This window comes from Rothia halotolerans (genome assembly GCF_004136635.1).
Classification (GTDB): domain Bacteria; phylum Actinomycetota; class Actinomycetes; order Actinomycetales; family Micrococcaceae; genus Rothia; species Rothia halotolerans.
Map to the genome: position 1 here is coordinate 80,058 of NZ_NOIU01000001.1, position 12,331 is coordinate 92,388.

At 72.1% G+C, this 12,331-nt stretch carries 12 protein-coding genes; 7 read left to right on the forward strand and 5 right to left on the reverse strand.

Annotation, left to right across the window (positions count from 1 at the left end; translation table 11 throughout):
* Positions 1–55: 55 nt before the first annotated feature.
* Positions 56–1,162, reverse strand: coding sequence for a redox-regulated ATPase YchF (gene ychF, locus EWV39_RS00450; protein ID WP_129656348.1), 1,107 nt, complete (start codon positions 1,160–1,162; stop codon positions 56–58).
* Between the two features lie 327 nt (positions 1,163–1,489).
* Positions 1,490–1,960, reverse strand: coding sequence for an OsmC family protein (locus tag EWV39_RS00460; RefSeq protein WP_129656350.1), 471 nt, complete (start codon positions 1,958–1,960; stop codon positions 1,490–1,492).
* A gap of 138 nt (positions 1,961–2,098) precedes the next feature.
* Between EWV39_RS00460 and EWV39_RS00465 the strand changes: the two genes are divergently transcribed.
* The 5 genes from EWV39_RS00465 (at position 2,099) to EWV39_RS00485 (ending at position 6,833) form a co-directional block, all read left to right on the forward strand.
* Entirely contained in the window at positions 2,099–3,010 is a 912-nt protein-coding gene (locus EWV39_RS00465) for an ABC transporter ATP-binding protein (RefSeq protein WP_129656351.1), read from the forward strand.
* Positions 3,007–3,771 (forward strand): ABC-2 transporter permease, encoded by a 765-nt coding sequence (locus EWV39_RS00470; RefSeq protein ID WP_129656352.1) that lies wholly within the window; start codon positions 3,007–3,009, stop codon positions 3,769–3,771. The genes EWV39_RS00465 and EWV39_RS00470 overlap by 4 nt, the downstream gene beginning before the upstream one ends.
* Positions 3,768–4,973, forward strand: a complete 1,206-nt coding sequence (locus EWV39_RS00475) for a sensor histidine kinase (protein WP_129656353.1) — start codon at positions 3,768–3,770, stop codon at positions 4,971–4,973. The genes EWV39_RS00470 and EWV39_RS00475 overlap by 4 nt, the downstream gene beginning before the upstream one ends.
* Positions 4,970–5,581 (forward strand): response regulator transcription factor, encoded by a 612-nt coding sequence (locus tag EWV39_RS00480; RefSeq protein ID WP_129656354.1) that lies wholly within the window; start codon positions 4,970–4,972, stop codon positions 5,579–5,581. The genes EWV39_RS00475 and EWV39_RS00480 overlap by 4 nt, the downstream gene beginning before the upstream one ends.
* Before the next feature lie 67 nt (positions 5,582–5,648).
* Complete coding sequence (locus EWV39_RS00485; protein ID WP_129656355.1) at positions 5,649–6,833, forward strand: DNA recombination protein RmuC; 1,185 nt, start codon at positions 5,649–5,651, stop codon at positions 6,831–6,833.
* 216 nt (positions 6,834–7,049) lie between these two features.
* Here the strand turns inward: EWV39_RS00485 and EWV39_RS00490 are convergent, their stop codons facing one another.
* A complete protein-coding gene (locus EWV39_RS00490; protein ID WP_193554682.1) occupies positions 7,050–8,105 on the reverse strand; it encodes a 4-hydroxy-3-methylbut-2-enyl diphosphate reductase in 1,056 nt (351 codons plus the stop codon).
* 83 nt (positions 8,106–8,188) lie between these two features.
* Positions 8,189–9,163, reverse strand: a complete 975-nt coding sequence (locus EWV39_RS00495) for a hypothetical protein (RefSeq protein ID WP_129656357.1) — start codon at positions 9,161–9,163, stop codon at positions 8,189–8,191.
* Between the two features lie 63 nt (positions 9,164–9,226).
* Here EWV39_RS00495 and xseA point away from each other — a divergent pair, with 63 nt between their 5' ends.
* Both xseA and EWV39_RS00505 read left to right on the forward strand, forming a co-directional pair.
* Entirely contained in the window at positions 9,227–10,564 is a 1,338-nt protein-coding gene (gene xseA / locus EWV39_RS00500) for an exodeoxyribonuclease VII large subunit (RefSeq protein ID WP_129656358.1), read from the forward strand.
* Between the two features lie 115 nt (positions 10,565–10,679).
* Positions 10,680–10,937, forward strand: coding sequence for an exodeoxyribonuclease VII small subunit (locus EWV39_RS00505; RefSeq protein ID WP_420329925.1), 258 nt, complete (start codon positions 10,680–10,682; stop codon positions 10,935–10,937).
* A gap of 148 nt (positions 10,938–11,085) precedes the next feature.
* Here the strand turns inward: EWV39_RS00505 and EWV39_RS00510 are convergent, their stop codons facing one another.
* Positions 11,086–12,312: a pyridoxal phosphate-dependent aminotransferase gene (locus EWV39_RS00510; RefSeq protein ID WP_129656360.1), complete on the reverse strand. Its 1,227-nt coding sequence runs from the start codon at positions 12,310–12,312 to the stop codon at positions 11,086–11,088.
* Between the last annotated feature and the right edge of the window lie 19 nt (positions 12,313–12,331).

The following is a 12,331-nucleotide window of genomic DNA, read 5'->3' on the forward strand; positions in this document are numbered from 1 at the left end:
GAGCAGGGGCCACTGACATTCGGGTCGAGCTGGATGACCGTCAGTCGGGCACCCCTCACTTCTTCCCGCTTCCAGACTGCCCTCCGTGCCGGAACTCCACCACATCCCCATCCTTCATCACATACTCCTTGCCCTCCATCCGCACCTTGCCCGCGGCCTTCGCCTCGTTCATGGTGCCGGCGGCGTCGAGGTCGTCGAAGGAGACGATCTCGGCCTTGATGAAGCCGCGTTCGAAGTCGGTGTGGATGACGCCGGCCGCCTGCGGGGCGGTGTCCCCCTGGGAGATCGTCCAGGCGCGGGATTCCTTGGGCCCGGCGGTCAGGTAGGTCTGCAGCCCCAGCGTCGAGAAGCCGGTGCGGGCCAGCTTGTCCAGGCCGGATTCCTCCTGGCCGGACATCTCCAGCATCTCGCGGGCCTCCTCCTCGGAAAGCTCGACCATGTCGGCCTCGAGCTTCGCGTCCAGGAAGACGGCCTCGGCCGGGGCGACGAGGTCGCGCAGCTCCTGCTGCCGCTCCTCGGAGCCGAGCACCGACTCGTCGGCGTTGAAGACGTAGATGAAGGGCTTGGCGGTGAGCAGGTTCAGCTCGCGCAGCTTCTCGACGTCGAGCTTGGCCGGGCCGGCGCCGCGGAAGATGGTCTCGCCCTCCTCCAGGATCTTCTGCGCCTGCTGGTAGGCCTCGAGCTGGGCGGCGTCGCCCTTCTTGATCTTGACCTGCTTCTCCAGGCGCGGGATCGCGTTCTCCATGGTCTGGAGGTCGGCGAGGATCAGCTCGGTGTTGATGGTCTCCATGTCGGAGGCGGGGTTGACCGCGCCGTCGACGTGGACGACGTCGGGATCGTCGAAGACCCGCACGACCTGCGCGATGGCCTGCGCCTCGCGGATGTTGGCGAGGAACTTGTTCCCCAGCCCCTCCCCCTCGGAGGCGCCCTTCACGATGCCTGCGATGTCCACGAAGGAGACCGTGGCGGGGAGGATCTTCTCCGACCCGAAGATCTCCGCGAGCCGGTCCAGCCGCGGGTCGGGGAGGTTCACGACGCCGATGTTCGGCTCGATCGTGGCGAAGGGGTAGTTCTCCGCCAGGACGGTGTTGCGGGTCAGTGCGTTGAAGAGGGTCGACTTGCCGACGTTCGGCAGTCCCACGATTCCGATAGTTAAAGCCACGGTGCCCCAGTCTATCCGGCGACGCGGCGACCCGCATGCCCGAGGTCATCTTTCGCGCCCGCTCGTCACCGTCGGGGCCCGCACGCTCGTCACCGTCGAGACCCGCCCGGCGGTCAGCTGCATACCCGGGCCGGCCGGAGCCAAGCCGATCCGAGCCGAGCCGAGCCGAGCCGAGCCGAGCCGAGCCGAGCCGAGACCATCGAGCCCGGCCCGGCCCATCGAACTGGTCCGCCCGGCAGGTCGACCGGCCGCAACGTCCCGCTCAGCCCGCCAACCGGCTCGCCCCGTCGGCTGAGCCTACCGACCGACTCGGCCCGCCGCCCCGCCTCAGTCCTCGACCCGCATGCTCACGTTCGTGGGATGCTCGACCGTCCGGGAGACCGTGCAGTCCTTGGTCCGGGAGAGCTCCACCAGCCGCGGCACCATGGCCCGGGCCTTCTCCCCCGCCGCCCCCTCGGGGAAGCGCACGGAGAAGGAGAGCTCGACGTCGTCCAGGCGGCTCCCGCCCGACTCGTCGGTGATCTTCATCCCGCTCGACCGCACGCGCAGCTCCTCCGGCTCGGCGCGCCGGGAGGAGACGACGTCGACGTCGACCGCGGAGCACCCGGCGACCGCGGCGAGCAGCAGCTCGACCGGCGTCAGCAGCCCCTCCCCCTGGCCGAAGTCCACGGTGTCCCCGGCGGCGTTGGTCGCGCGGTAGTGCTTCAGCCCGACCCGCTCGACCTCGACCCCTCGGTAGCGGGGATCCTCCTCGCGGGCGGTGGCTGCGTCGTCGTGCTCTGGAAGTGATGCGTTCATGGGTCCATCCTGCACCCGGGCGGGCTCGCGCGGGAGGCGGTGCTCTACCAGCGAAACCCCAGCCCCTGACAAACGTCATGGCGAACCCATGACGTCTGCCCCTGTCCCCCGCGCCTCCGGCCGGGGATGCTGAGAGGCATGGACACGAACGTCATCCGGGCGGAAGCCCTGGTCAAGAGCTTCAAGGACGGCAGCGGGCGCGGTTTCAACGCCGTGGACGGCATCGACCTAGAGGTCGGCACCGGCGAGATCATCGGGCTGCTGGGCCCCAACGGCGCCGGCAAGTCGACGCTGATCGACATGGTGCTCAGCCTGACCCGCCCCACCCGCGGCACGGTCGAGGTCTTCGGCGCCGAGCCGGCTCAGGCCATCCGGGAGGGGCGGATCGGCGCGGTGCTGCAGACCGGCGGCCTGCTGCCGGATCTGACGGTCGCGGACACGATCCGGATGATCGCCGCGACCCACCGGGACCCGCTCCCGCTGGAGACGGTCCTCGAGCAGGCCGACCTGACGCATCTGGCGAAGCGACGCGTCGGCAAGTGCTCCGGCGGCGAGCAGCAGCGCGTGCGCTTCGCCCTCGCCGTGCTGTCTAACCCGGAGCTGTTGATCCTCGACGAGCCGACCACCGGCATGGACGCCGGCACCCGGCACGCATTCTGGGACTCGATGTCCGCGCAGGCCAGCGAGGGCCGGACCATCATCTTCGCGACCCACTACATCGAGGAGGCGCAGAACTTCGCCCGCCGCATCGTCATGGTCGGCAACGGGCGGATCGTCGCGGACGGCCCCACCGATCAGGTCCGCGAGCGCGCCTCGGCCCGCACGGTGAGCGCAGCGCTCCCCGAGGGGCTCGACGCCGCGGCCCTGCCCGGGGTGCTCTCGGTCAGCACCGAGGGCGGCCGCACCACCCTGACCACCGGCGACTCCGACGCCCTCGCCCGCTACCTGCTGACCGAGACCGACGCCGTCGACCTGTCCATCTCCACCGGCTCCCTCGAGGACGCCTTCCTCGCCCTGACCTCGGCGGACCCCGCGAAGGAGCAGCTGTGAACCTCGCCGTCTACACCCTCATCGACCTGCGCCGCATCTTCACCGACGGCGCCGGGCTGTTCTTCACCGCGGGCCTGCCCGTGCTCTTCTACCTCCTGTTCGGGGCGATGCAGAGCTACGGCGACGCGCCCTTCGGCGAGGGCAACGTCTCCGCCTACGTCATGGTCGGCATGGCCGTGTACGGCGGGATCACCGCGGCCTGCGCGACCGTGGGCTCGACCGCCGTCGAGCAGACCACCGGCTGGGGACGGCAGCTCGCGCTGACCCCGCTCAGCAGCCTGGCCATGCTCTCCTCCAAGACCGTGGTGATCCTGGTGCGCGCGGCGTTCCCCGTGGCCGCCGTCAACGTCGCCGGGATCTTCACCGAGGCGGACATGCCGGCCGGCACCTGGGTCGCGTGCGCGCTCGTCACGGTCCTGGTCGCCCTGCCCTTCGGCTTCTACGGGATGATCTTCGGGATGCTGTTCCGCTCGGAGTCGGCGGTCTCGATCGCGAGCACCTCGGTGGTGATCCTCGCCTTCCTCGGCAACTCCTTCTCGCCTCTGCCCGAGTTCCTCATGGGACTCGCCCGGTTCAGCCCCATGTACGGCGCGACGTCGCTGGCCCGCTACCCTCTGAGTGACGGGCAGCAGGCCGTGAGCGACATCGGCGTCGTGGTCACGGACCCGCTCTGGTACGCGGTCCTCAACGTGGTCGTGTGGGTGGTCGTCTTCGCGGGCATCTGCGCGCTGCTCGGACGGAGGCAGAAGGGACGCCGATGAAGCACGCGCTGCGGGAGTTCCGCTGGCTGCACGCCCTGCAGGCGGGCGTGTGGCTGGTCTTCCTCGCTTTCCCGGTGATCCTGGTCCTCCAGTCCTCCGCCGCCCCGGGCCTCCGCGCCCTGGCCTTCGTGGGGCTCGGCGTCTTCGCGGTGGTGTACCTGCTGGCCTTCGGCCTCATCGAGGCGTGGACGCGGTGCAGCCACTGGCTCACGTTCGCGTGGCTCGGCGGGCTGCTCGTGCCGGCCCTCGCGCTGGTCCCGGCCCTGGGGATCTACGCCTTCTCGCTCAACGGCTACTTCGTGGCCCTGCTGGCCTTCGGCCTGCAGCGGCGGCTGGGCCTCTCCCTCGGGGTCCTGTGCTGCGCGCTCTCCAGCGTCACGGTCCTCCTGATCGATCCCGGGGCGCTGTGGCCGCTGTCCAGCACGCTGGTGCTGGTGCCGCTGGTGGTGTTCATCATCGGCGTCCTCTCCCACCGGGAGGAGGCCGAGTACGGGCTGCAGCAGCGGCTGGCCGTCGCCACCGAGCGCGAGCGCGTCGCCCGCGACGTCCACGACCTGCTCGGCCACTCCCTGACCGTCATCAACCTCAAGGCCGAGCTGGCGCTGAAGAGGCTCGACGCCGATCCGCGGGGCACCCGGGAGGAGCTCGAGCAGATCTCCCAGCTCTCCCGGGTGGCCCTGGCCGAGGTCCGCTCGACCGTGACCCGCCTGCGCACGCCCGACTTCGGCGGCGAGGTCGAGGCCGCCCGCGCCGCGCTGACCACCGCGGGGCTCACGGCGGTGCTGCCGTCGGCCGTCGAGGCGCCGCGGCTGGCGGGCGGCAACGCATCCCTGTTCTCCTGGGTCCTGCGGGAGGCGGTGACCAACGTGGTCCGGCACTCCGGGGCGAGCCGCTGCGAGGTCAGGCTCAGCGCGGAGAAGCTGCAGATCGACGACGACGGCGTCGGTCCCGGCGGCGCCTTCGGCAACGGCCTGAACGGGCTCGCCGAGCGGGTCGAGGAGGCGGGCGGGCGGCTGGTCGTCTCGCCGCTGGCGGAGGCGGAGACGGGCGGGGTGCCCAACGTCGCGTCCTCGAAGGCGACGGAGGGACCTCCCGACGCAGCCCCGTCGGAGGAAGCCGGCGGCCGCCGCGCGCCGGGCCCCGGCACCCGCGTCCTCGTCACCATGACCGCGAGCGAGACTCCCCTGGAGGCACCCCGATGACCCCGATCCGCGTCCTCATCGCCGACGACCAGCAGCTGGTGCGCGGCGCCCTGGCGGCCCTGCTCGCGATGGAGGAGGACATCGACGTCGTGGGCGAGGCCGGGCGGGGCGACGAGGTGCCCGACGCCGTCGCCCGTCTGGAGCCCGACGTCGTGCTCATGGACATCGAGATGCCCGGCGGCAGCGGCATCGAGGCGACGCGGCGGCTGCGTGCGGCCGGCAGCCGGTGCGCGGTGGTGATCGTGACGACCTTCGGACGCCCCGGCTACCTGCAGCGGGCGCTGGCGGAGGGGGTCAGCGGCTTCGTGGTCAAGGACACGCCGCCCGCCCAGCTGGCCGAGGCCGTCCGGCGCGTCCACGCGGGGCTGCGGGTCATCGACCCCTCGCTGGCCGAGCAGTCGCTGCTCGCCCGCGAGAACCCCCTGACCGAGCGGGAGGCCGAGGTCTGCCGCGCGGCCGCGGCGGGCGCCGGGGTCAAGGAGATCGCGGCCTCCCTGCACCTGTCCGGCGGGACGGTGCGCAACCATCTCTCCTCGGTGATCGGCAAGACCTCGGCGCGGAACCGGCACGAGGCCGTGCGCGTCGCGGAGGAGAACGGCTGGCTCTAGGGGCGGGGCCGTCCACAGCCCCGCCGGGGATGCCTATTCTGTCGGTCCCGCCTGGCATGGTGGGAGCATGGACATTCTGCCCCTCATCCTCTGCACGCTGCTGGCCCTCGTCCTCGGGGGCCTCGGCGGATTCCTGATCGGCTCGCGGCGCTCCGGCGCCGGTCCCGGGGCGCCCGGGGACCTCTCCGAGGAGAACGCGCGGCTGCGCTCCGAGCTCGCGGCCGCCGTCGAGGGCCGCGGCATGCTCGCCGCCCGCGTCGAGTCCCTCGAGGAGCGCGCCCGCACGGACCAGGACGTGCTGCGCGCCCTGGCGCCGGTGAAGACCCAGCTGGCCACCGTGGAGCAGCAGGTGCGCCAGATGGAGCGCGAGCGCGCGGACCAGTACGGCTCCGTGCGGGAGGCGCTGGAGGTCGCCCGGCGCGGGCAGGACGAGCTGCGGGACTCCACCTACAACCTCTCCTCCGCCCTGCGCTCGACGACGGCGCGCGGCTCCTGGGGCGAGACGCAGCTGCGCCGCGTGGTCGAGGCCGCCGGGATGGACCCGCACGTGAGCTTCTCCGAGCAGGTCAGCGCGCAGGTCCTCGACGAGGAGGGGAAGACCCGCACGGTCCGGCCCGACATGGTCGTGGCGCTGCCCGGCGGCAAGGAGATCGTGCTGGACTCGAAGGCCCCGCTCAACGCCTACCTCGAGTCCCAGGAGGCCGAGGACCAGTCGGAGCGGGCCGCGTGGGAGGCCAAGCACGCCAAGGCCGTGAAGTCCCACGTGGACGCCCTGGCCGGCAAGAGGTACTGGGAGTCGCGGGAGGTGAGCCCCGAGGTGGTGCTGTGCTTCCTGCCCATGGAGTCGGCGCTCTCGGCGGCGCTGCGCGCGGACGGGACGCTGCTGGACTACGCCGCGAGCCGCGGCGTCGCGCTGGTCTCCCCGGTATCCCTGCTGGCCTCGCTCAAGGCCGTGGCGCTGTCCTGGCGGCAGGAGTCGGTCTCGGCCAACGCCCGGGAGCTGCTCTCCCTGGCCCGGCAGCTCTACGAGCGGCTGGCCACGGTGGGCGGGCACCTGCAGCAGATGGGCCGCTCGCTGACCAAGAGCGTCGAGTCCTACAACTCGATGCTGGGCTCGCTCGAGTCGCGCGTGCTGGTCACCGCGCGACGCATCAACGACCTCGACCCCTCGGCCCGGCCGGACGAGCGGCTCGAGCCGCGCCCGGTCGACGCCGCCGCCAAGCCGCTCACCGCCTCGGAGCTACAGGACTGACCGACGCCGAGGCGCGCGGGACGGCACGAGCCCGGGCCACGCGAGGTGGCCCGGGCTCGGATACGGGATGGATGGCCCGGCGCCGCGGCGCTGAAACGACGGCTCTACGCCGCGGTCCTGGAGCGACGACTCGGCGCTGCGACGCTGAGGCAACGGCTCGGCGCCGGATGCCGGACAGAGGGCTCGGCTCCGCTTCCGTGGAACCTGCCCCTCGGCCTAGCGGCTCGGCTTCTCCCCGCGCCCGCCGATCTGGCGGGAGGAGTCGCCGGAGTCCTTGAGCGCCGCGCGCAGCTCCTTGGGCATCGAGAACAGGATGTCCTCGGTCGCGGTCTCCACGGGCTCGACGTCGCCGTAGCCGTAGTCCGCCAGCAGCTCCAGCACCTGCTGGACCAGGACCTCCGGCACCGAGGCGCCCGAGGTCAGGCCCACGGTGCTCACTCCCTCGAACCAGGACTCGTCCACCTGGTGGGCGAAGTCCACGCGCTCGGAGCGCCCGGCGCCGCACTCGAGCGCGACCTCCTTGAGGCGCACCGAGTTGGAGGAGTTCGAGGAGCCGACCACGATCACCAGGTCGGACTGCGGGGCGATCTCCTTGATGGCGCCCTGGCGGTTGGAGGTCGCGTAGCAGATGTCGTCCGAGGGCGGGTTGTGCAGGTTCGGGAAGCGGCGCCGCAGCCGCTCGACGGTCTCCATGGTCTCGTCCACGGACAGCGTCGTCTGGGAGAGCCACACGACCCGGTCCGGGTCGCGGACCTCGACCGAGTCGACGTCGTCCGGGGAGTTCACGATCTGGATGTGCTCGGGGGCCTCCCCGGCGGTGCCCTCGACCTCCTCGTGGCCGACGTGGCCGATCAGCAGGATGTCGAAGTCCTGCTTGGCGAAGCGCACGGCCTCGCGGTGGACCTTGTTGACCAGCGGGCAGGTCGCGTCGATGGTCTGCAGGCCGCGGTGCTCGGCCTCGTCGATCACGGCCGGGGAGACGCCGTGGGCGGAGAACACCGTGACGGCGCCCTCGGGCACCTCGTCGACCTCGTCCACGAAGATCGCGCCGCGCTCCTCCAGGCTGGTGACCACGTGGGCGTTGTGCACGATCTGCTTGCGGACGTAGACCGGGGCGCCGTAGTGCTCCAGGGCCTTCTCGACGGCGATCACCGCGCGGTCGACGCCGGCGCAGTAACCGCGCGGCGCGGCCAGCAGGACCTTCTTGGGCCCGGTGGGGGCGGCCGCCTCGATCTCCTCCCGGGAGCGGCGGGTCCGCGGCACGTGCGGCATGGCGAGCGGCACCGACCGGGTCTGGGCGCCGGTGCGGGGCTGGGTCTCAGTGGTGGTCGGCATATGCTCCAGTCTATCCACGATCAGAAGACTTCAGCAGGGCCCCGGCGTGAGCCGATGAGCACATCCGCGATGATCAGCAGCACCGCGCCGCCGAGCCCGACCCCCAGCGAGGTCAGCGCCCAGCCCGGCACGCCCTCGGTGACCGCCTCCATGAAGCGGCCCAGCACGACGCCGCCGGTGCCGCCCAGGCCCTCCGCCCACCGCACCAGTGCCCCCGACCCCAGGGACATCACGGCCCAGGTGAGGATGCCGGAGGCGGCGAGGACGCCGGCGGGCGCGAGCGCTCGATGCCGGGGCAGCAGCGCCGCGGCGGCCAGGGTCAGCACCACGGCGCCCACGGCGAAGGCGGGCACCGCGGTGGCGAGCCGCTCGATCCGGTGCAGGACCGCGGCGGCGTCGCCCTCCCCCGAAGCCCCGGCCTCCTCCAGCTCGATGAGATGCCGCTGGTCCCCCAGGCCGAGGTCGACGCCGACGATCCCGCCGACCCGCTCGTCCACGGCCCGGTACAGCGGCGTCGCGTCCAGCACCAGGGTCTGCGAGGGATCTCCGCCCAGGTTCTCGCGGTGGGTCTCCACGGCCGTCTCGTTCCACACGGACTCGAAGTCATCGGAGTCCACCGCGGAGGAGACCGCGCTGTGCAGGGCCTTCTCGGCGCCGCCGCGGGCGATGTCCTGGAGGTCGCTGTACCAGGAGTCGCCGCCGGAGCCGTCGCCGAGGTAGCGGGAGACCTCGTCGGAGGCCATGATGTCCTGGACCGCGGCGTCGGTCAGCTCCTGGCGGAACTGGTCCGAGGCGGCCACGGTGTCCGCCGAGGCCGTGAAGGAGCCCTCGTCGAGGATCGCGGCGTCGAACCAGGCGAGGACCACCGAGCCGCACGCCAGGACGACGGCGGCCAGGGAGGCGAGGATCGCGAGGATGCGGCGGAGGGTGCCGTGGGCCGGATGCGGCTGCGCCGACGGGGCCGGAGCCGGGTGGGCATGCGCTGGTGGGGTCATGCCGCGATGGTATCGGACGGTCCTGCGCGGCCGATGGGAGGCCGCGGCTGGTATCACTTAAGCATGAGCATTTCAGATGAGGGCTCGGCGGGCGCCCGGCCGCTCGCCGCCCGGGCGAGCCAGACCACCCCGGAGAACCCGTGGCCGCTGCGCCTGCTGGCGGAGAAGATGCACGAGTACGTCGCCCGCTGCGCGCCCACCTGGGTCGAGGGGCAGATCATCGAGCTGAACCGCCGGGCCCGGGTCACCTACCTGACGCTGCGCGACGTCGACGAGGAGATCTCCGTGCCGGTGACGCTCTTCGCCTCGGAGACCGCCCGCATGCAGACCGAGCTCGAGCGCGGGATGCGGGTGGTGGCCCGGCTGAACCCCGACTACTGGAAGAAGACCGGCCGCCTCTCGATGGTCGGCTCCGGGATCCGCCAGGTGGGGCTGGGCGACATGCTCGAGCGCATCGAGCGGCTGCGCCGGAAGCTCGCGGAGGAGGGCCTGTTCGACCCCTCGCGCAAGCGGCCGCTGCCCGTGCTCCCGCACCGCGTCGGGCTGATCACCGGCCGCGAGTCCGACGCGGAGAAGGACGTCATCCGCAACGCCCGGCTGCGCTGGCCCGGCGTGGAGTTCGAGGTCCGCGAGGTCGCGGTCCAGGGCGTGCACGCGCTGTCGCAGGTGACCGCGGCGCTGGCCGAGCTCGACGCCGACCCTGCCGTGGACGTCGTCGTGATCGCCCGCGGCGGCGGGGCCCTGGAGGACCTGCTGCCCTTCAGCGAGGAGGCGATGATCCGCGCGGTGGCCGCCGCCGGCACGCCGGTGGTCTCCGCCATCGGGCACGAGGCGGACCAGCCGCTGCTGGACCACGTGGCGGACGTCCGTGCCTCCACGCCGACGGACGCGGGCAAGCGGATCGTGCCCGACGTCGAGGAGGAGCGGCTGCGCATCGACCAGGCCCGCGCCGCGACCGAGCGCGCGATCCGGACCTTCGTGGAGCGCGAGGCCGGCGGACTGGCCCAGTTCCGCTCGCGCCCGGTGCTCGCCCACCCGGAGAGCATGCTCCTGGCCCGCGAGGAGGAGACCGACGCCGCCCGGCAGCGCGCCCAGCGCGCCCTGACGGTGGCGCTGGACCGCGGCCGGGCGCAGATCGAGCACCTGCGCTCCCGGGTGGTCTCCCTCTCGCCCCAGCGCACGCTGAACCGCGGCTACGCGGTGGTGCAGGATGAGGAGGGCAACGTGCTCCGCGAGGCCGCGGGGACGGCCCCCGGCGCGGCGGTCACGGTGCGGCTCGCCGCCGGGAGCCTCGGCGCGAAGGTCGAGGAGGTGCGGCCCAGCGACGGGGCCGAGGCCGGCGACGGGCCCGAACCCGGCGAGGCGTCCGGCGCCGAAGCCGATGGGACACCGCCGCGGTAAGGCCAGGAGCGGAAGAGGCGGCAGCACGGCAGCCTCCGGGCCCGGAACCGGCAGCAATCGGCGAGGCGACGCGCCCGGGCGACCCCGCCGCCGCGGATCAGGCAGGATGACGACGATGCACACGACGAACGAGGAGAACACCATGGCAGAACAGGACCAGGCCCGGACCCCGGTGGAGGAGCTCAGCTACGAGCAGGCCCGAGAGGAGCTCATGGACATCGTCTCCCAGCTGGAGTCCGGCGCCTCGAGCCTGGAGGAGTCGCTGTCCCTGTGGGAGCGCGGCGAGGCGCTGGCCCAGCGCTGCGAGGAATGGCTCGACGGCGCCCGGAAGCGCCTCGACGCGGCGAAGGAGCGCCGGGCCGAGGCCGAGTAGCCGGAGGGCAGGAGCGCCCCGGCCCCTCCTCGGGACCGGGGCGCTTGACGGCGGCCGCACGCCGCATCCTCGGCGGGCCGGGCCGGGCCGGGCCGCGTCGGCGGACCGGGCCGCGGGTGAGGTCGAGGCCCCGCCCGCGGCGCCGGCCCTACCGCTGGGTCTGCCGGTACCCGCTGAGGAACTCCCCCAGCCGGTCCAGGGCGCGGGAGAGCGTCTCGGTGTCCGGCAGCGTCACCAGCCGGAAGTGGTCCGGTGCGATCCAGTTGAAGGCCCGGCCGTGGCTGACCAGGATCTTCTGCTCCTTGAGGAGGTCGAGCACGAACTGCTCGTCGTCGACGATCCCGAACTTCTCGGTGTCGATCTTGGGGAACAGGTAGAGCGCGCCGTCGGCCTGCTGGCAGGTGATGCCGTCGATGCTGTTGAGCTTCCGGTGCGCCAGGTCCCGCTGCTCCTTGAGCCGCCCGCCGGGCAGGATCAGGTCGTTGATCGACTGGTAGCCGCCCAGGGCGGTCTGGATCGCGTGCTGGGCGGGGACGTTGGCGCACATGCGCATGTTGGCCAGCAGCTTGATGCCCTCGACGTAGCTCTCTGCCTTCCACGTCGGCCCGGTGATCGCGAGCCAGCCGGAGCGGTAGCCGGCGACCCGGTACGCCTTGGACAGGCCCGAGAACGTCAGGCACACGACGTCGTCGTCGGCCAGGCTCGCGGTGTGCACCATCTCGGCGCCGTCGTAGGTGATCTTCTCGTAGATCTCGTCGGAGAACAGGACCAGCTCGTGCTCCTTGGCCAGATCCACGATCTGCTGCAGGGTCTCGCGGGAGTAGACGGCGCCGGTGGGGTTGTTCGGGTTGATGACCACGATGCCCTTGGTGCGGGGGGTGATCTTGGCCCGGATGTCCTCGATGTCCGGGTTCCACCCGTTCTGCTCGTCGCACAGGTAGTGGACCGGGGTGCCGCCGGACAGCGCCACCGAGGCGGTCCAGAGCGGGTAGTCCGGGGTGGGGACGAGGATCTCGTCCCCGGGGTCGCAGAAGGCCTGCAGCGAGAGGGTGATCATCTCGGAGACGCCGTTGCCGAGGTAGACCTTGTCCGTGTCCAGGTTCATGATGCCCTGGTTCTGGTAGTACTGCACGACGGCGGTGCGCGCGGAGTAGATGCCCCGGGAGTCGGAGTAGCCCTGGGCGTGGTCGAGATGGCGGACCATGTCCTTCATGATGGCGTCCGGCGCCTCGAAGCCGAAGGGCGCGGGGTTGCCGATGTTCAGGCGGAGGATGCGGTGGCCCTGGGCCTCCATCCGCTCCGCCTCTTCCAGAATCGGTCCCCTGATGTCGTACAGGACGTTGTTGAGCTTCTTCGACTGCCGGAATTGTGCCATGTGGACCAGGGTATACCTG

Excerpts from the sequence above, each read along its gene's own strand:
- EWV39_RS00460 (WP_129656350.1), bottom strand. The coding sequence starts at position 1,960 with ATGAACGCATCACTTCCAGAGCACGACGACGCAGCCACCGCCCGCGAG.
- EWV39_RS00465 (WP_129656351.1), top strand. The coding sequence starts at position 2,099 with ATGGACACGAACGTCATCCGGGCGGAAGCCCTGGTCAAGAGCTTCAAG.
- EWV39_RS00475 (WP_129656353.1), top strand. The coding sequence starts at position 3,768 with ATGAAGCACGCGCTGCGGGAGTTCCGCTGGCTGCACGCCCTGCAGGCG.
- EWV39_RS00480 (WP_129656354.1), top strand. The coding sequence starts at position 4,970 with ATGACCCCGATCCGCGTCCTCATCGCCGACGACCAGCAGCTGGTGCGC.
- EWV39_RS00485 (WP_129656355.1), top strand. The coding sequence starts at position 5,649 with ATGGACATTCTGCCCCTCATCCTCTGCACGCTGCTGGCCCTCGTCCTC.
- EWV39_RS00490 (WP_193554682.1), bottom strand. The coding sequence starts at position 8,105 with ATGCCGCACGTGCCGCGGACCCGCCGCTCCCGGGAGGAGATCGAGGCG.
- EWV39_RS00495 (WP_129656357.1), bottom strand. The coding sequence starts at position 9,163 with ATGACCCCACCAGCGCATGCCCACCCGGCTCCGGCCCCGTCGGCGCAG.
- xseA (WP_129656358.1), top strand. The coding sequence starts at position 9,227 with ATGAGCATTTCAGATGAGGGCTCGGCGGGCGCCCGGCCGCTCGCCGCC.
- EWV39_RS00505 (WP_420329925.1), top strand. The coding sequence starts at position 10,680 with ATGCACACGACGAACGAGGAGAACACCATGGCAGAACAGGACCAGGCC.
- EWV39_RS00510 (WP_129656360.1), bottom strand. The coding sequence starts at position 12,312 with ATGGCACAATTCCGGCAGTCGAAGAAGCTCAACAACGTCCTGTACGAC.